The 17,374-nt window shown below is 69.9% G+C and carries 16 protein-coding genes, 1 pseudogene and 1 riboswitch; of the genes and pseudogenes, 12 read left to right on the forward strand and 5 right to left on the reverse strand.

Annotation, left to right across the window (positions count from 1 at the left end; all coding sequences use genetic code 11):
* Positions 1-103 precede the first annotated feature (103 nt).
* Positions 104-1,045, reverse strand: a pseudogene (locus tag HCC61_RS11465) (hypothetical protein).
* 277 nt (positions 1,046-1,322) lie between these two features.
* Between HCC61_RS11465 and HCC61_RS11470 the strand changes: the two are divergent.
* Positions 1,323-2,069 carry a type 1 glutamine amidotransferase domain-containing protein gene (locus HCC61_RS11470; protein WP_169135285.1) on the forward strand — a complete coding sequence of 249 codons (747 nt, stop codon included), beginning with the start codon at positions 1,323-1,325 and terminating at the stop codon, positions 2,067-2,069.
* 188 nt (positions 2,070-2,257) lie between these two features.
* Positions 2,258-2,815 (forward strand): hypothetical protein, encoded by a 558-nt coding sequence (locus HCC61_RS11475; protein WP_169135286.1) that lies wholly within the window; start codon positions 2,258-2,260, stop codon positions 2,813-2,815.
* Positions 2,816-3,515: 700 nt separating this feature from the next.
* Here the strand turns inward: HCC61_RS11475 and HCC61_RS11480 are convergent.
* The 4 genes from HCC61_RS11480 to HCC61_RS11490 form a co-directional block, all read right to left on the reverse strand.
* Positions 3,516-4,436 carry an MFS transporter gene (locus HCC61_RS11480; protein WP_206322387.1) on the reverse strand — a complete coding sequence of 307 codons (921 nt, stop codon included), beginning with the start codon at positions 4,434-4,436 and terminating at the stop codon, positions 3,516-3,518.
* A 5-nt stretch (positions 4,437-4,441) separates the two neighbouring features.
* Entirely contained in the window at positions 4,442-4,633 is a 192-nt protein-coding gene (locus HCC61_RS30185) for a hypothetical protein (protein ID WP_206322388.1), read from the reverse strand.
* 151 nt (positions 4,634-4,784) lie between these two features.
* Positions 4,785-5,174, reverse strand: coding sequence for a DUF2180 family protein (locus HCC61_RS31480; RefSeq protein ID WP_346777144.1), 390 nt, complete (start codon positions 5,172-5,174; stop codon positions 4,785-4,787).
* Positions 5,158-5,237: riboswitch (Fluoride riboswitch) on the reverse strand. (Overlaps the previous gene by 17 nt.)
* Before the next feature lie 170 nt (positions 5,238-5,407).
* Positions 5,408-5,743 carry a DUF190 domain-containing protein gene (locus HCC61_RS11490; protein WP_169135288.1) on the reverse strand — a complete coding sequence of 112 codons (336 nt, stop codon included), beginning with the start codon at positions 5,741-5,743 and terminating at the stop codon, positions 5,408-5,410.
* 833 nt (positions 5,744-6,576) lie between these two features.
* Here HCC61_RS11490 and HCC61_RS11495 point away from each other — a divergent pair.
* The 10 genes from HCC61_RS11495 (at position 6,577) to HCC61_RS11540 (ending at position 17,335) form a co-directional block, all read left to right on the forward strand.
* Entirely contained in the window at positions 6,577-7,416 is an 840-nt protein-coding gene (locus HCC61_RS11495) for an ABC transporter ATP-binding protein (RefSeq protein WP_169135289.1), read from the forward strand.
* Positions 7,388-8,221 (forward strand): ABC transporter permease, encoded by an 834-nt coding sequence (locus tag HCC61_RS11500; protein ID WP_169135290.1) that lies wholly within the window; start codon positions 7,388-7,390, stop codon positions 8,219-8,221. The genes HCC61_RS11495 and HCC61_RS11500 overlap by 29 nt, the downstream gene beginning before the upstream one ends.
* Positions 8,222-8,275: 54 nt before the next feature.
* Positions 8,276-9,310 (forward strand): ABC transporter substrate-binding protein, encoded by a 1,035-nt coding sequence (locus HCC61_RS11505; protein WP_169135291.1) that lies wholly within the window; start codon positions 8,276-8,278, stop codon positions 9,308-9,310.
* Position 9,311: 1 nt separating this feature from the next.
* Complete coding sequence (locus HCC61_RS11510; protein WP_169135292.1) at positions 9,312-10,769, forward strand: UbiD family decarboxylase; 1,458 nt, start codon at positions 9,312-9,314, stop codon at positions 10,767-10,769.
* A 5-nt stretch (positions 10,770-10,774) separates the two neighbouring features.
* Positions 10,775-11,506 (forward strand): GntR family transcriptional regulator, encoded by a 732-nt coding sequence (locus tag HCC61_RS11515; RefSeq protein WP_206322389.1) that lies wholly within the window; start codon positions 10,775-10,777, stop codon positions 11,504-11,506.
* A 91-nt stretch (positions 11,507-11,597) separates the two neighbouring features.
* On the forward strand, positions 11,598-12,155 hold the full coding sequence (locus HCC61_RS11520) for a (2Fe-2S)-binding protein (RefSeq protein WP_169135293.1): 558 nt from the start codon (positions 11,598-11,600) through the stop codon (positions 12,153-12,155).
* Complete coding sequence (locus tag HCC61_RS11525) at positions 12,155-14,569, forward strand: xanthine dehydrogenase family protein molybdopterin-binding subunit (protein WP_169135294.1); 2,415 nt, start codon at positions 12,155-12,157, stop codon at positions 14,567-14,569. The genes HCC61_RS11520 and HCC61_RS11525 overlap by 1 nt, the downstream gene beginning before the upstream one ends.
* Positions 14,566-15,489, forward strand: a complete 924-nt coding sequence (locus HCC61_RS11530; RefSeq protein ID WP_169135295.1) for an FAD binding domain-containing protein — start codon at positions 14,566-14,568, stop codon at positions 15,487-15,489. Before HCC61_RS11525 ends, HCC61_RS11530 begins: the two co-directional genes overlap by 4 nt.
* Positions 15,486-16,328 carry an alpha/beta fold hydrolase gene (locus HCC61_RS11535; RefSeq protein ID WP_169135296.1) on the forward strand — a complete coding sequence of 281 codons (843 nt, stop codon included), beginning with the start codon at positions 15,486-15,488 and terminating at the stop codon, positions 16,326-16,328. Before HCC61_RS11530 ends, HCC61_RS11535 begins: the two co-directional genes overlap by 4 nt.
* Positions 16,325-17,335, forward strand: coding sequence for an amidohydrolase family protein (locus HCC61_RS11540; RefSeq protein ID WP_169135297.1), 1,011 nt, complete (start codon positions 16,325-16,327; stop codon positions 17,333-17,335). Before HCC61_RS11535 ends, HCC61_RS11540 begins: the two co-directional genes overlap by 4 nt.
* The last annotated feature ends 39 nt before the right edge of the window (positions 17,336-17,374 follow it).

Consider the following 17,374-nt stretch of genomic DNA (forward strand, 5'->3'; position numbering starts at 1 on the left):
TGGCGACGAGGCACTGTCACTCTCCTCGAAGTAGAACTGGGCTTCAGAGCAGGGCTTCCCGCTAGCGCCCGCGAACCCGCCACCCTCCACAATGGCCGTGCCATCACCTCCAGGAGCAGCCACAGAGGAGTGTGGCGTCGTCGCTGGTGACGCCACCGCGTTGACGTTTCAGGTCGGTGGAGAGCCGGCGCACCAGGTGGGTCACTCCGGAGGTCTGCGGGGAGATGTGCTCGATGGTGTCGATCAGGCGCTGCTCGCCGAACTGCTCCCCGCTAGACGTCCGAGCGCCGGGCGTGCCGGTAGGCGCCCATGGCCACGGTCGCCAGTCCCGCGGCTTTCAGTCCGTGCCCCATCGCGTCGATGATGGCCGCGTGAAGGATGTCCTCGTTGAGGACGTAGTCCAGGCTGTCCCCGGCGACCTCATACGTGGGCTCTAGGAGACCGGCGACGGAAACCTATGGGGGCGTCATCGACAGCGGCGGAAGCAGCTTGCGCTGGATCTCGGCCGGGACGCTCATCGGGGCGCCCTGGCACCGGGCCATGAAGAACTGGTCCGTGTAATGGCTCTTGGTGACGAGAATATCCGCGACCAGGCTCGCCAGCCGGCCCAGCAGCCGCAGATCGTGCTCCCCGACAGAGTCCAACGTGAGGGACAGGACGCCGACCTCATCGCTGCCGTCGAGCAGCGGCAGATACATCCGCACCCCGTCTGCCTGCTGCTCCCGGAGCGGACGCCGGTCCATCAGCGCCCTCCCCGCCATCGAGCCGTCGAGGACGGTCGGATGACCGTCCATGAGTCCCGGCCTGGGAGGGGCACCAGCAGGCGCGGGTCATGGTCCTGAAGGTGGATCTAGATTCTCCGGCCGCCGATCCGGCTGATCTCTTCCGCCACCAGCGGGGCGATCAAGTGCGGCGACATCTCGTGCGCCCTGTCCAGAAGCAGCCCCAGCAGGCGCTCCCCGAACCCCTCGGAGAGATCAGCAGCAACACGGCGGCCGTCATGCCGGCTCTCGTCCACAGCGCGCTGCCTTCCCTCGCCCGGCATCCCCTTCCCGGTCACCACGGTCGCCCAGAACCGTCGTCACAGCACACAGGTGCTACGCCACACGGCGTGAACTCCTCGGGGCCACGAGCTCCAAGACGGTGTCCCGTGCGGTGAGGCGGCCATTAGGTTCAACCGTCTCAACCCCTCCTCGTCCCTTGCCCGGCGAACTCCCGGATCGCTGCGCAGAGTCGGGACCGCCCCGTACGAATGGCCCTGGCACAGACCTGGGTTGCCCCTCTGGCATCATCAGGCTCCCCACGACTGGAGAGATCACCTCATGCGTGTGCTGATGCCCCTGCCCGACCGCGACTTCGACGTCACCGAAGTCGCCGTCCCCTGGCGCCTGTTGACCGACGCGGGCCATCAGGTCACGTTCGCCACCGAGTCGGCCGGTACGGTGCCCGCCGCCGATCCCCGCCTGCTGACCGGTGTGTTGTTCGGGAAGCTCGGTGCCGAGGACGAGGCCAAGGAGTTCTACGGTCAGCTTCGTGCCAGCGCCGAGTTCCAGGCGACCGTCGCCTGGGCGGACATCAACCCTGCGGCGTACGACGGGCTGGTGCTGCCCGGCGGGCACGCGCCCGGCATGCGCCAGTACCTCGGCTCGGCCGTACTGCGGGACAAGGTCGCCCGGTTCTGGGGTCTGGGCCGTCCCGTCGGGGCGATCTGCCACGGCGTGATCGTCCTCGCGCGCACCCGCGACGCGGAGTCCGGCCGCAGCGTGCTGGCGGACCGCGAGACGACGTGCCTGCCCAAGTACATGGAGCGCGCCGCCTACTTGCTCACAGCCTGGAAGCTGGGCCGCTACTACCGCACGTATCCCACGTACGTGGAGGACGAGGTGAAGGCTACCCTCGACGTGCCCGGCAAGCAGTTCCGCAGGGGCCCGCGTGCGGGCACCGCCCGGGGCACCGCCACCGACGACGGCCCCGCGTTCGTCGTCGAGGACCGTAATTACGTCTCCGCCCGCTGGCCCGGCGACGCCTACCTCTTCAGCCGACGCTTCCTCGCCGCCCTCAAGTCGTAGGCGAACGGCCGAGTCGACGCCAAGCGCCGAACCCGACACGAGAGCACGCCCCGCTCGGGCCGGCACCTGCGCCTGGTCTCCCAGCCTTCCCGGCGGCAGCGGAACCGGCGGCTCAGCAATACCCGGGTGCCGGAACGCGAAGAGGAGCGCGCCGCGTAAGGAGTCGTCGAGAGAGGACTGTTCACCACATGGTTGATCGTGTTCTGCGCTTGAACCTCGTCTCACCGGCCTCCGGCAGCTCCGGTGGCTCGACGGCGACGGACTTCCTTCTCGGTCACTATCTGCGTGATCCGTGGCGCGTGACGCAGTCGCTGCTCGCCCGGCTTCAGCACATGGTGCTGGAGTGGTGGCCGCTCGCGGCTCCGGTACTGATGGTGGCGGTGGTCTCGGTCATCTGGGGGCGGGTGAGCTGGCGGCGCCGGTGCCGTCGTCAACTCGCTGCGGAGGCCCGGGTGGTGCAGGTGCTGCCGCCACCGACCGTGGCCGCGGAAGGCGCCGCCGCGCTGTGGGCAAATCTGGTGGGTCTGTGTCAACAACCGCCGTCGGTTGCAGGTCATCGAGGAAATGCCCAGCAGCAGCCCTGTCTGTGCGCACGCCTCGTATACGGCGTCTTGTGGGTGTTTCACGGCCAGCCATTAGAGGCCGCCGCACATCTCCTCCAGTACTTGCGACACTTGCTCCGGCTTGGTGAACGGCATGTTCCCGGCCATGAGTTCTTCGCGACGCCGGGCGAAGGCGGTGAGTAGACGGCCCAGGTGTCGGCGTTTGACGGTCAAGATCTCCGTCAGGTCGGCGAGCCGGGCGTCGAGGCCCTCCAGTGAGTGGGCGTCAGTGCCCAGGGCAGCGGGAATCTTCGCATCGGCAGGGGCTAGGACACCGTGCCACCGATAAGCGGATTGCGCCTGATCAACATCGTCGGTCCCGAGGTGTTGCAGAGCGCTGTGTCGGCGCTGGATGACGAGATCAGGCAACCATCGGCGTCTGCTTCCCTGCCACAGACTCAGAATCGCGCGGAGACCGAACCGTCACCACCTGAACAATTCCCGACCAGACAGTTGGCAGAGTCACGGGCTGCGCATTTCCGGTAACTGCGGCCGACAGGTCGACAGACGTCACCCTGGGGCAGATGCCGAGCCCCTCCTCTGCAAATACCGGCCCGTGCAGCTGCTGGCGCGTCCCGCCCACGCAGCACTGATTTACCGCCGTTTGGACAGGCAAGGCATCAATGTGGCGAACCGCAATGCCATCACTGGGCTCCAGGGAAGGGTGCGAAAGCGAGGGCGGGCGCTGATTGCCAACTCGCCGCTGCTGACCTCGTTGACCGTGAAAAGCAGTTGCACCCTGAGCGAGGCCTCAACGCTTCGCTCATGCCGGCCCCGCGGTGTGCTCGCTTCAGGCCAGCCGCCGGTGATGCGCGGCCGGCGGCGGCGACTTGGAGAGGGTGATTCAGCGGGGCTTGGCCACCACGAACCACGCCGAAGCCACCGCCTGCAAAGCCACAACCACCCCCACCAGCAGCGGGACCGAGTGCTCGTAGAGGGCTCCGGTCAGCGCGCCGCCTGCCAGGATCGCCGCTCCGACCACGCTGGCGAAGATTCCGTATGCGGTGCCGCGGCGGGAGACGGGGACGAGGTCGACGACGACGGCGCGGAGGGTGGATTCCTGAACCCCCGTCGCGGTGCCCCACACCAGCCAGCCCGTCGCCGCGACCGCGAGGGCGTTGTTGAACGCCAGCGCCGGAACGGCCGCCGTCAGCAGAGGCAACACCGGCAACACCCGCGCTCCCACACGGTCGTAGGCCCAGCCGGTGGTCAGCGCCACCAGGGCGTCGACGCCCATCGCCGCCGCGTACAGCACCGGAACCAGGGCCGTGGCGAGTAGGCCGGCGTGTACGAGGTAGAAGGAGAGAACACCGAAGGTGACAAGGCCCGCCGTCGTGGCCGCCGTGGAAGCCGCGCAGTGCCAGAACCGGCCCGGCACCCCCCGGCATCCTGCCCCGCCGGGCGGCCGCGGCGATGCGGCCAGATCCCACTCGTAACCGGCGGGGTCGGGCACACGCACCCGCAGCCACACCAGCACCGCCGGCACGGCCGCGCCGGGCAGGGCGAGCATTCCGAGGGCCGGTCCGTAACGGCCCCCGCTCACGGCGAGCACGCCGGCAACCGCCAGCGGCCCGGCCAGCGCACCGGCCTGGTCCAGTGCCTCGTGCACGGCGAAGCCCCGCCCGCGCCCGGTTGCCGCCGTCGTGTAGGAGAGCAGCGAGTCCTTCGCGGGACTGCGCATAGCCTTGCCGACGCGTTCGGCGATCACCAGCACGCACGCCGCCCACAGCACCCCGGGCACCCCGAGCACCCCGAGCAGCGGCACGGCGATCACCGTGAGCGCGTTCCGGCGATGGCCAGACCCCAGAAGCGTTGCGTACGGTCCGCCAGCGGGCCCGAGATCAGACGCAGACCCAGGGCCGCCACCTCCCCGGCGCCGGTGACCACGCCGACCACCAGTGCCGAGGCGCCGAGCGACGCCAGAAGCGGCCCGGTGACCGAGCGCGCGCCCTCGTAGACCACGTCGGCGAGCAAGCTGACGGCGCCGAAGGCGACGATGAAACGCCAAGGACGCAGCCCGGGCCCGGACGCAGACTCCCAAGCCCTCCTGCCCGTCCGGGCCTCGGGCCGGACGGAGGCCGCGCTGCCCGGATCCGCGTCCTCTCCCCCACGCCTACGGCTGGACTTCCGCCTTGTAGCAGGTCGTGCAAGTCATCCGGCGGGCCGGGCGCGGCAGATGGGTCCGGCCGAGACCGGAACCACGGCGCAGCGTCTGGGGCGCCGCGTGCGTGTGGCTGGTGCACACGCACGCGCCGCATCGTTTGCACACCGCCACCGCCGGGGTGCTGTGGTCTTCGCAGAGGCAGTCATAGCAGTTCATGGCTGAAGTTCCGTTCTCGTCACGGGAGTTGAGCACATCCGGAAAGGTGACGGGACCGGAGCCGGCCGGGAGAGCGCCGACGGCGGCAGACGAACAGCAGAGAGCACTGCTGCGCCGGGAAAGGGGCGACTCCACCGGGCACCTCCTTGGGCATGCGGTCCTGACACCTCGGTCAGGAACCATCAGCCCGAAAGGGCGGTTCGGGCCTCAAGGGCGGCCCGGGCGGGATCCATCGCCTGAACCAGAGTGAACCCCCACCTTCGTCGCAGGTCAAGGCGGCCTGCGCGGCGCGTCGACCAGACGCGCCGAAGCCGGAAACGGGCGCCGGAGCAGGCACGGGGCGGGCGCCGGGGCACAAAGGACGTGCAGTGAACGAGCCCGCGACCGGCCCGGCGCGCTCGGCGCGCTCGTGGGCGCTACCGGCGGGCGGGCCGGTAGATCCGCACGCGTTCCAGCAGGACCGTACCGCCGACGGCCAGGACGTCGTGCAGCGAGTCGGCGAAGATCCGCAACCGCTCCTCGCTGTCCACGACCACCACCACGCAGGGCCCGTGATCAGCCAGGCGGAACGGGCGCGACCGGTGAATGCGGTGGTGCCGTCCGAAGCCCTGGAACCCGTGGAAGACGCTGGCTCCTCGCAGGCCCTGCTTGTGCGCCCGGTGCACGATCTCCGCGAAGACGGGACGGTGCCGCCATATCGCGTCTCCTGCCACGTGGATCGTCAGCCGGGCCGACGGGTCTTCCTGCCGCATCACATACCCCTCGACGGAAGTGTGATGCCCGTCACGCTACTGCCGGGGCGGGCCGCCGGGGAGGGGGCGTGAGACGTCCCCAGTGGACGCCTCCGCAGCGGGCGCCTTCGCCCGCCGGCTTTCGCGGCTGTGCCGGCAGGTTCCGCTCCGGCACATGATGACGATCGAACGCACCATGGGCGAGGGCGGTGAGGCTCGCCCTTACCCGCACGCCCCGTGCCGATGGCCTCTGCGTGGCCGGCTGCTCCGTGTCCGCCGGCCGCCTGCCGCATGAGCCGGGAGGTGCAAGGCCCCATGCCCGCCCACAGCATCCTGTTCCCCGAACCCGACGACACCGAACGACTGCCGACGATCACCGGACCGACCACACATCCCGTCCTCCGCCTTCCGAAGGCTAGTGTCGACACTTAACCGATAGAGGGAATAGCCAGCCGAATTCGCCGCAGACGCAGTCCCCCGCTTTCTGTGCGGAGCGGCGGGATGCGATGTCGGCGGGCCCGGGGTGGGGGCACTTCTCGTCGTCGGTGGTCTAGTGCTTCGTGTGCGCGTATCGACTTGTTCAAGTGCAGGAAGAGCGGGGTGCGGAGGGGCGAGGCGGTGCGGCGCTCCCGCAGGATTTCAGCCGGGGTTCGGGGGCGCGGGCCGGGGCGACGGAAACAACGGGGACAAGTGGTTGCAGCTCTATGGACACCGGTTGATGCCGCTGCTTGAATCCTAGTGTCGACACTTCATGGACGGTGTCGTGACGGGTGATTGTGGCCGGAGCGCCCCTTCCCGCCCGATCCGGTCGGCCGCAACGCCGGTACGGCCGGCTCCCCTCCGAAGGAGGCTCCGTGAATCAACCCCTTCAGAAACTGCTCGTCGGTGACGTGACACTCGGGTACCGGTCGGCCCGTACCGGTTCGTTCTCCCTCGCGTGCGATGGGCTGTCGTTCGATGTCGCCGAAGGTGAATTCGTTGCGATCGTGGGCCCCAGCGGTTGCGGGAAGACCTCCTTCCTCAGCGCTGTGGCCGGTCTGCTGCCGGTGTCCTCGGGGCGGCTGGAGCTCAACGGGGAGCAGATTCAGGGCCCTTCGCCGGACCGTTCACTCGTCTTTCAGCAGGCGTCCCTCTTCCCGTGGCGCACGGTGGAGGCCAACATCGCGTTCGGTCTCAAGGCACAGCGGCGGCTCGACACGAAGGGCAAGGAGCGGGTCGCCGGGCTCGTGGAGCTGGTCGGACTCTCCGGCAAGGAGGGGAAGTACCCGCGCGAGCTCTCCGGGGGCATGGGGCAGCGCGTCAATCTGGCCCGCGCCCTGGCGACTGATCCGGACCTGCTCCTGCTGGACGAGCCCTTCTCCGCGCTCGACGCGCAGACCAGGGAGGTCATGCAGGAGGAGCTGACCCGGATCTGGCAGGCCGACAGGACCGGCAAGGGCAAGACCGCCGTCTTCGTCACCCACGACGTGCCGGAGGCCGTGTTCCTCGCGGACCGGGTGGTCGTGTTCTCCGACGGGCCCGCCCGCCTGCTCGAGGTCGTGAACGTCGACCTGCCGCGACCGCGCGACGCCGCCGTCAAGCGGTCCGCCGAATTCCAGGCGATCAGTGACCACATCCTGCGGCTCGTGATGAGCCGGTCCCAACCAGGCCGAAGGGCGAGTGACCATGACAGCCACACAACTGTCGCCGGATAGCGTCCGGCCGCCAGTGCGCATGGCCGGGCCGCGTCCGCGCCGTACGTCGAGCCGCCACCTCAATCTGGCCCTCGGTGTCGTGGGAGTCGCGGTGGTACTGGGCGCATGGCAGCTCTGCGCCGTCACCGGCATCGTCGACCCCAACTTCAGCAGCTCGCCGTCCGGTGCCTTTCTGGCCCTGATCGGCTCGATCGGTTCGGGGGCGATCTGGGCGCCGCTCGGTTCGACGCTCTCCATCGTGGCGCTCGGCATGGCGATCTCGGTCGTCGCCGGCATCCCGGCCGGCCTGCTGATCGGGCGCAACAAATACCTTCATGGCCTGACGGACCCGCTGATCAGCATCATGTACTCGGTTCCGTACGTGGTCTTTCTGCCGATGCTCATCTTCTGGTTCGGGATAGAGATGAACGCGCGCCTGGTGATCGTGGTGTGGAGCTCGCTGTTCCCGCTGCTGATCAATGTCATCGCCGGGAGCCGCAATCTGGACCCCGCCTACACGCAGGTATCCCGCGTCTATTGCGCGTCCCGCCTGTACACGCTCAGGGCCGTCGCCTTCCCCGCGACGTTGCCGTACATCCTGGCCGGCATACGGCAGGCGGTCGGCCGCGCGCTGATCGGGGCGATCGTCGCTGAGCTCTTCATGGGCTCCTCGGGACTCGGCTATCAAGTGCAGCTCCAGACCTCGAACTTCGCGATGGACGAGGCGATGGCGTCCATCGCGGTCATCGCCGTGGTCGCCATCGTCCTCACGCGGGGCGTCGGTCACCTGGAGCGCCGGTTCACATTCTGGTCGGCATCCGATTGAGCCGCTCGACGGCAGTCACCGACCGGATGACACGACAGCAAAGGACTCCCGTCAATGCGTAAGCGCATCACCAGAAGGCTGTGCGTACCCCTGGGCGCCCTGCTGACGCTGACCGTGCCGGGCTGTGCGGTGTCGAGTTCCGCGTCGGTCCACCCGTCGAGCATGAAGATGACCATCGGCTACACCGCCATCGGCGCGGCCTATTCGGATCTGTACATCTGCCAGGACAAGGGGATCTTCAAGAAGAACGGTCTCGACGTCGAGATCACTCTTCTCAACAGCTCCTCGCAGCTGGTGGCGGCGCTCGTCAGCGACAGCGTCCAGGTCGGTGTGGGAGCCACCACGGCGACGGCGGCCGGGGCGATGAATCTGAAGGGCGTCGATCTGCGGTACGTCGCACTGCCGATCAACCGGTACTACATGGAGATGTGGGGACGGCAGTCCGTGAAGCCGGGCGACGGCCTCAAGGGCAAGAAGATCGGGCTCAGTTCACCCGGCTCGCTGGGCGACGCGGCCGTGGACGCGCTGATCAAGAAGAACGGCTGGTCCGAGGGGGACGTGGAGAAGGTCTTTCTCAAGTCGACGCCCGCCGAGGTGTCCGCCCTGGAGAACGGCGCCGTGGATGCCATCGTGACCCAGCCGCCCACGGGCACCAAGACGAGGCAGAAGGGCTTCAAGAAGGTCATGGACTTCACGTCCCTGCCTGCCGCGGCCAACGCCTACACGGTCAAGTCGGACTATCTCTCCGCCAATCGCAAGGCGGTCGCGGCCTTCATCAAGTCCGAGGCGGAATGCCTGGCCATGCTGCACAACGACCGTGACGCGGCGCTGGCCAGCATCATGAAGCACAGCGGCGTCGACGACAGAGAGCTCGCCGAGTACTCGTATGACTTCTTCAAACCGCTGTGGGCCAGGAATCCGAGGGTCGACCCGAAGCTCGTCGAGAACGCCTTCGCCGTCACCGCCGCCAAGGACATCGGGACGATGCCGGACGACACCGGAGCGTTCATCGACAACTCCTACGTCGACAAGCTGCGCGATTCGGGCTACATCGACTCCCTTTACCGTCGCGGCGCGAAGGATGAGTGACGTGGGGTCACTTGACGACATGGACGACCTGCGGAGCTGGCTGGCGCTCGCCGAGAAGCTCGGCGAGGTCAGAAGCATCCGCGGCGCCCATTGGGACAAGGAGATCGGCGCAGCTTCCGAGGCCAACTACAGGAGCGCCGCACCACCGGCGCTGGTCTTCGACGACATCGTCGGCTATCCCACGGGGATGCGTGTCCTCACGGCCTCCATGAGCAACGCCCGCCGCCTCGGCATGACGCTCCGGCTCGGCACGGATCTCGACGACCGGGCCCTGATCGAGGCGCTGCGCAGCAAGCCCGGAGAGTGGGCGGCGAACGCGTCGCGCTATCCCGTGAACGAGGTGGAGACGGGTCCGGTCAAGGAGAACGTGACCGGACCCGAGGCCGCGGACCTGCTGGTCTTCCCCGTGCCCCAGTGGCACGAGGCGGATGGCGGACGGTACATCGGCACCGGATGCGCCGTGTTCACCACCGACCCGGAGACGGGTGTGCTCAACGCGGGCGCCTACCGCATGCAGGTGCAGAACGGCGGACGTGCCGCGAGCGTCAACATCGAGGCGGGCAAGCACGGTGCCGCCCATGTGCGGGAGTGGTTCGCGCGGGAGGGCAGGGCGCCCGTAACGGCGTCGTTCGGCCACGACCCGCTGCTGCTCGTCGTCGCCGGTACGGAGGTGCCCGCGGGGGTCTCCGAGTTGGAGTACGCGGGCGCCGTGCGCGGCAGGTCCGTCGACGTCATCAGGGGCGAGGTCACCGGGCTGCCCGTTCCCGCCACCGCCGAGATCGCCGTCGAGGGATGGCTCTATCCCGGCCGGCGGGAGCAGGAGGGCCCCTTCGGCGAGTGGACCGGCTATTACAGCGGCGGCACGGAACCGGTCCTGACGATGGACATCGAGCGGATCTACCACCGGGACGACCCCATCCAACTCGGCGCACCTCCGGGAAAGCCGCCGCACGACTACTCGTACATGCGCAGCGTCATGAAGTCCGCGATGATCCAGGACGCGCTGATCCGGTCGGGCCTGCCCGGCGTGGAGGGAGTGTGGGCCCACGAGGCGGGCGGCGGGCGCCAGTTGCTCGCTGTCGCCGTCCACCAGCGGTACGCGGGCCACGCCAGGCAGGCCGGCTGTCTGGCGGCACAGATACCGGCCGCCGCATACATGAACAAGTTCGTGGTCGTCGTGGACGCGGACGTCAATCCGCGCAGCCTCAACGACGTGGTGTGGGCGATGTGTACGCGCACGGACCCGGTCGGGGACATCGAGACCATGAGCCGGACGTGGGGCAGCCGCGTCGACCCGCTGCGCGAACAGGGAGTGCCGCCGTTCAACACCCGGGCCGTCATCGACGCGTGCCGGCCGTGGCAACGTCTCGAATCGTTCCCCCGTGTCGCGGAGTCGAGCGAGGAACTGCTCGACCGTGTCACCAGGCGCTGGCCGGATGTACTGGGCGGCATTCGTTGAGCGCCGTGCCGATCCCGTCCGAATACCCCACGATCGGGGACGCGGCCAGGCGGCACGAGGTGACCCGGATGCTGAACCGGGGTGTCGCGGGCTCCGGTATCGCCGGGGAGATAGCCGTCGCCGTCGCCGCGGAGATCATCGAGGGCAGGCTGGCTCCCGGCGACGACCTCAACTCCGTAGAGCTGGCGCGGACGTTCGGCAGCAGCAGGACGCCGGTCAGGGAAGCACTGCTGATCCTGGAGCGGGAAGGGTTCGTCCAGATCACCGCCCGTCGCAGGCCCCGGGTCGCGCGGCTGCTGCTCAGTGAGGTCAGGGAGCTCTACAACCTGCGCGCCGAGTTGTACGCGATCGTCAGCAACTGCGTGTGCCGGGTCGCCACGGAGGAAGACCTCGAACTGCTCCGAGTGCAACAGCGGAGCCTGGAGTCGGCGGCTGAAGACGACGACGTCGACCGCTACTTCTGGGTCAACGTGCACTTCCGCAACACCGAGGCGGCCATCGCGAGGGATGCGACCTTGCGCCGGGTGCTGGACACACTCGGCCTCCGCGCGCTCCAGCTCCGTCACCTGAGCCTGTCGCTGCCGGGCAGGCTCACCCCGTCCGTGCAGGACCACGCGCGCCTGCTGCGCGCCTACGAGGACCGGGACGCCGAGCTGGCCTCGGCACTCACCCAGTCCCTGGTCCGGGGTGGGCTCAGAGCCATCGAGAGGTCCGGATGGACGGGCGAGGACCCATGACTGCCGGGACGACGACGAGCGGCACCGCGCACACCGGCGGCGCAGGCGGAAACACCCACGAGACCGAGACGAGGAAAGGGCGAGGAAGGCGATGTCCGTACCACTGCGTTTCCGGCTCAATGACGAGGACATCGAGATACAGGTCAAGGATCCCGGCGCACCACTGCTCGACGTCCTCCGGCACGATCTCGGCCTCACCGGCACCAAGTCGGGATGCGAGATCGGGTATTGCGGCGCGTGCACCGTCATCGTGGACGGCGAGGCCGTGCCGTCCTGCCTTCAGATGGCCGGCCTCCTCGAAGGCAGGGACGTGCGCACCATCGAGGATCTCGGTGGCCCCGGCGGACTCGACCCGGTGCAGCGCGCGTTCGTCGAAGAGGCGGGTTTCCAGTGCGGCTTCTGCACACCGGGTCATGTCATGGCGCTGCGTGCGCTCCTGGACGAGGACGCGGCGCCCGATGAGGAACGGCTGCGCACCACCGTCGACGGCAACTACTGCCGCTGCACCGGCTATGTGAAGATCCTCGACTCGGCACGCCGGGCCGTCGCCCTCCAGGCCGGTGCCGGAGAGACCGGTGCCGGAGAGACCGGTGCCGGAGAAACCGGTGCCGGCGACGTGGAATCCGCCCCCGGACAGGAGCTGCGCTGATGTCCACGACCGAAGCCCCACCGACCGGGCTCGACCTCGGCAGCGCCGTGCTGCCCCCGCTCATCGGCAGCGCGGTGGAACGCATCGACGCCGTGGAGAAGGTGTCGGGTCGTGCCTCGTACGCGGCCGACACCCGGCTGCCCAGGATGCTCTACGGCGCGGTCCTGCGCTCCCCGCACCCGCACGCACGCGTCCTGTCGATCGACACCTCGCGCGCCCGGCGGCTGCCCGGGGTGCACGCCGTCATCACCGGCGAGGACACAGCGAAGATCAAGTGGGGTGCGTTCCGGCCCGACCTGTATCCGCTGGCCGTCGGCCTGGTCCGGTACGTGGGAGACGAGGTCGCCGCCGTCGCCGCCCGGGACCTGGAGACCGCGCGCCGCGCGTGCGAGCTGATCTCCGTCGCATACGAGCCGCTGCCCGCCGTGCTCTCCCTGGACGAGGCGCTCGCCGACGGCGCGCCGCTCGTACACGAGGACGCACCCGGCAATGTGGCCCACGAGTTCGCCTTCGACCGAGGCGGCGCCGACGAGTGGTTCGAGCGCAGCGACGTGATCGTCGAGGGCGTCTGGCAGACCGCCCGCCAGTGGCACGGGTCCATCGAGACCATCGGCTGCACCGCCGAGTGGTCACAGGACCGGGTCTCGATGTGGGTCAACACCCAGACTCCGTTCCTCGCCCGGCAGCGGTACGCGACCGCGCTCGGACTGCCGCTGCGTGCCGTCCGCGTCGTGCAGACCGAGATCGGCGGCGGGTTCGGCGGCAAGTCGGGCGACGACAACACGTCCGTGATCTGCGCGATTCTGGCCCGGAAGACGGGCAGGGCGGTGCAGATGATGAACACCCGCGAGGAGGAGTTCCTCGCGAGCCGCCCCCGCATTCCCATGCGCTACCGCGTCAAGCTCGGCTTCACCGCGTCCGGCCTCGTCACCGCCAAGGACATCACGGTGATCGCCGACAACGGCGCCTACACCGGGAAGGCACAGGCGGTGCTCGGGGCCGCGACCGTACGGCATGACGCGCTCTTCAACTACCGTGCGGTGAAGGCGCATTCGCGGCTGGTGTACACCAACCTCGTGCCCACGGGCGCGTTCCGGGGCTTCGGCAACCCCTCGGCGGACTGGGCCGTCGGCCAGGCGTGGGACCTGGCGGCCGAGAAGCTCGGCATCGAAGTGCCCGACCTGTTCCTCCTCAACGCCGTGGAGACCGGCAGCGTCTCCCCGCACAACCACCGGATCACCAGCTGCGAGTTGAAGCAGTGCATCAGCAAGGCGGCCGAGGCGATCGACTGGCACGGCAAGCGCGCGAACCCGGCCCCCAACCGCGGCCTCGCGATGGGCGTCAGCGTCCACGTGTCCGGCCGCCGCAGCTTCGGCGACTACGACGGCAGCTCGGCGTTCGTGCGGCTCACCGAGGACGGACGCGCCTCGGTCATCGTCGGCGAGGGCGAGATCGGCACCGGCGCACGCACCACCCTCGCCCAGATCACCGCCGCCGAACTGGGCATCGCCGTCGCCGACGTCTCGGTGTCCCGGCCCGACACCGACCTCACGACACACGCGCTGGGCGCGCTCGCCAGCCGCGTCACCTACGTCGCCGGCAACGCCGTGAAGCGCGCCGCCGAGCAGGCGTGCGCGCAGCTACTCGAGGCGGCCGCACGCCAGTTGGGCCTACCCGCTTCCCAACTGTGGGTCGCGGACGGCGTGATCCACGGGCCGGCCGCTGCCGACGGACAAGGCCCGGTGTCCTCACCGGTCGGCACGGTCGTGCGGGCCGAGCTGTACCGGCCGGACGGGCAACCCGTCGTCGGAGTGGGCTCGTTCGACAATCCCTCCGAATTCCCCGACCAGTCCCGGTACGGAAACGAGTCCGGCGCCTACAACTTCGCCGCCGAGGCCGCCGAGGTCGAGGTCGATCCGGAGACCGGCGCCGTCACGGTCACGGAGCTGTCCGCCGTCGTCGACTGCGGCACGGTCCTCAACCCGCCCCTCGCCGAGGGCCAGGTGGAGGGCGGCATCGCACAGGGCCTCGGGATGGCCCTGACCGAACGGTTCGCCTGGCGTGACGGCGCCCCGACCCGTCCCGACTACTCGGACTACAAACTCCCGACGGCCGGGCTCATGCCGCGCAAGATGCACATCGGATTCGCCGACTCCTACGAGCCGACGGGTCCCTTCGGCGCCAAGGGCGTCGGCGAGATCTCACTCGACCCGGTCCCCTCGATCATCGCGAGCGCCGTCGCGGACGCGGTGGGCGTACGTGTCCATGAGCTGCCGATCACGGCGGAGAAGGTCTTCTGGGGCATGCGCGAGGACACCGCGGGGCCCGCCGCGGCGGACGGTACCGGCACGGCAAGGCCCAGCGACGGGACGACGGAACCGGCCACCGCAGCCGATGAGAAGGAAGGCCGATGACCACGCTCGCACCGGGATCCGCGCCCGTGGACATGCCCCGTCCACCCGTCTCCGTCGTCGTGCCCCGCACCTTCGACGAGGCCCTGGCCCTGCTCGCATCCGACGACGCCGCCGTGCTCGGCGGCGGCGTCGGGCACACCCTCGCCCGCCACCACCGCACGCCCGTGCCCGGGACGCTGGTCTCGGTCACCGGCCTGCCCGGCCTGACCTCGATACGCCAGGAGGACGACCGGATCGTCATCGGCGCGGGCACGACTCTCGCCTCGTGCGCGGCGAGTGACGCGCTCACGCATGCCTGGCCCGTGGTCGCGGAGGCGTGCGGGGCCGTCGCCACCGGCCGTATCCGCAGCCTCGTCACCATCGGTGGGAACATCGCCGCCCGCGACGACACGCACGACCCGCCCGTCGCGCTCACCGCAGTCGGCGCCACCCTCCGCGTCCGCAGCGCGGACGGCACGCGGACACTCGCGATCGACGCTCTCGCCGGACCGGACGGGCTCCGCCCCGGCGAGCTGATCGAAAGCGTCGTCCTGCCGCCGCACGGGCCCGAGCACGGCCGGACCGGTTCCGCGTACCGCAAGTTCCTCGCTCGCGGAGTGTGGGAGTACGCGTGCGTCCACGTCGCCGCCACCGTCACCCTGGCCGGCGACGGCTCGGCGTCCCGCCTGACGCTCGCCGTCGGCTCGGTCGTGGACGGGCCCGTCGCGGTCGATCTGGGCCCGCTGCTCGGCCGGCCCGTGGACGCCGGGCTCATCGACGAGGCAGCGCGCACAGCGGCGGCCGGGACCCGGCCGTACGACGACGTGAAGGGATCAGCCGCGTACAAGACGCACATGATCGAGGAGTTCTCGCGCCGCGCGCTCACCGAGGCGGCCCACCGGGCAGAGAACACCGAGCCCCATCAGGAGGAAGACCGATGACCCGCACCACGGTCGACGGCGAGGGGCGCACGCGCGACGGCGTCCGCCTCTCGTACACACACATGCCCGCCCCCGAGGGCGCACCCCGGATCGCGTTCGTGCACAGCCTGGCCCTCGACAGGTCGCTGTGGTCACGGGTGATCCCGCTGCTCGCGGACGAGACCGAGATCCTCGCGTACGACTGCCGGGGCCACGGCCGCTCGGAACGGCCCGAAGGCCCGTACGACACCGGCCAGTTCGCCGACGACCTGGCCGATCTGCTCGACCATCTCGGCTGGCGCGACACCGTCGTCGCGGGCTGCTCGATGGGCGGCTGCGTGGCCCAGGCGTTCTCCGCACGTCACCGCGACCGCACCCGAGGGGCCCTGTTGATCGACACCACCGCCTGGTACGGGCCGACCGCGCCGGCCGACTGGGCCGACCGGGCTGCCAAGGCACGGCGTGACGGACTCGCCGCGATGGTCCCGTTCCAGCTGACGCGATGGTTCGGCGACGCGTTCCGCGAACGGGAGCCGGAGCTGATGGAGCGTCTGACAGAGGTCTTCACCGCCAACGACATCCATGCCTACGAGGCGACGTGCGCCATGCTCGGCGCCGCCGACCTGCGGACGTCCCTGTCCGGGGCCACGCACCCGACGGCCGTCATCGTCGGCGAGGACGACCGGGCCACACCGCCCGCCATGGCGCAGGAGTTGGCCGCTCTGACCGGCACCGGCGCCGCGACCGTCGTAGCGGGTACGCGCCACCTGACCCCACTGGAGAACCCGGAAGCGGTAGTCGCCTCGCTGGAACCACTGACACGCCACGGAGCCAATTCCGGCGCCGGGGCCGCCTCATGACCGTCATCGACGTCCACGCCCACCACGTCGGCACGCACGCCGTGGACCGCATCCGCGACGAGGGCGCCGCCCACACGGTCCGGCTGGTCACCGCCGACACGGCCGGCGGGCCCGTCACCCGCGTCGAGGTCGGCGGCCGGCTCAGCGGGCTGCCGCTGATCCCGCCGCTCACCGACGTGACGGCGCGCCTGGAGTGGATGACGGCGGCCGGTGTCGACACACAACTCGTCGCCCCCTGGATGGATCTGGCCGGGTACGAACTGCCGCCCGAGGACGGCCTGTGGCTGGCCCGGGTGCAGAACGACTCCGCCGCCGTTCTGCGCGACGCACACCCCGACCGGTTCCGGATCGCGGCGGCCGTGCCGCTCCAGGCACCGGAGTTCGCGGCGGCGGAGCTGCGCCGCGCCGTCACGGAGCTGGGGCACGAAGCCGTCCAGATCGGTGCGCGCGTGGGCGAACTGGGTCTGGACGAGCCGATGTTCGAGCCGTTCTGGCAGGCGGTGGAGGACCTCGACGTGCCGGTGATCGTGCATCCGGCCGAACTGGAGGTTCCGGAACGGATGCGGCGGCTGTTCCTGCACATCCTGGTCGGCAACCCCTCGGAGACGACGTTCGCGGCGGCGGCACTGCTGCTCGGCGGAGTGCTGGAGTCCCATCCCGGGCTGCGGGTCCTGCTCGTGCACGGCGGCGGCTTCCTCCCGTACCAGATAGGGCGCCTCGACAGGGGCTTCACGGCGGCTCCGCCCGCCGCCCGCGCAGCGGGCACGCTCAGCCCGCGCCGGCTGGCCGGTCGCCTGTACTTCGACACCGTCCTGCACGACGACGGCGCCCTGCGCCGACTCCTGGACTTCGCCGGGCCGGGCCGCGTCGTGCTGGGCAGCGACTACCCCTTCCCGATGCGCGTCGACCGCCCGCTCGAGGCGCTGGACGCGCTGCTGAAACCGGACGAGTCGGCCCGGGCCCGGATACTTGGCGCGCGGGAGCTGTTCGGGCAGGGGCGGTCGTGACAGGAGACCCGGTGCTCTCGTCTGCTCCCCGGCGGGGGG

This window comes from Streptomyces sp. HNM0575 (genome assembly GCF_012726265.1).
GTDB lineage: Bacteria > Actinomycetota > Actinomycetes > Streptomycetales > Streptomycetaceae > Streptomyces.

Bases quoted from the DNA above. Each gene is read 5' to 3' on its own strand.
- HCC61_RS11505 (WP_169135291.1), top strand. From the start codon at position 8,276: ATGCGTAAGCGCATCACCAGAAGGCTGTGCGTACCCCTGGGCGCCCTG.
- HCC61_RS11540 (WP_169135297.1), top strand. From the start codon at position 16,325: ATGACCGTCATCGACGTCCACGCCCACCACGTCGGCACGCACGCCGTG.
- HCC61_RS11525 (WP_169135294.1), top strand. From the start codon at position 12,155: ATGTCCACGACCGAAGCCCCACCGACCGGGCTCGACCTCGGCAGCGCC.
- HCC61_RS11500 (WP_169135290.1), top strand. From the start codon at position 7,388: ATGACAGCCACACAACTGTCGCCGGATAGCGTCCGGCCGCCAGTGCGC.
- HCC61_RS31480 (WP_346777144.1), bottom strand. From the start codon at position 5,174: ATGGTTCCTGACCGAGGTGTCAGGACCGCATGCCCAAGGAGGTGCCCG.
- HCC61_RS11490 (WP_169135288.1), bottom strand. From the start codon at position 5,743: ATGCGGCAGGAAGACCCGTCGGCCCGGCTGACGATCCACGTGGCAGGA.
- HCC61_RS11520 (WP_169135293.1), top strand. From the start codon at position 11,598: ATGTCCGTACCACTGCGTTTCCGGCTCAATGACGAGGACATCGAGATA.
- HCC61_RS11475 (WP_169135286.1), top strand. From the start codon at position 2,258: ATGGTTGATCGTGTTCTGCGCTTGAACCTCGTCTCACCGGCCTCCGGC.
- HCC61_RS11470 (WP_169135285.1), top strand. From the start codon at position 1,323: ATGCGTGTGCTGATGCCCCTGCCCGACCGCGACTTCGACGTCACCGAA.
- HCC61_RS11530 (WP_169135295.1), top strand. From the start codon at position 14,566: ATGACCACGCTCGCACCGGGATCCGCGCCCGTGGACATGCCCCGTCCA.
- HCC61_RS11535 (WP_169135296.1), top strand. From the start codon at position 15,486: ATGACCCGCACCACGGTCGACGGCGAGGGGCGCACGCGCGACGGCGTC.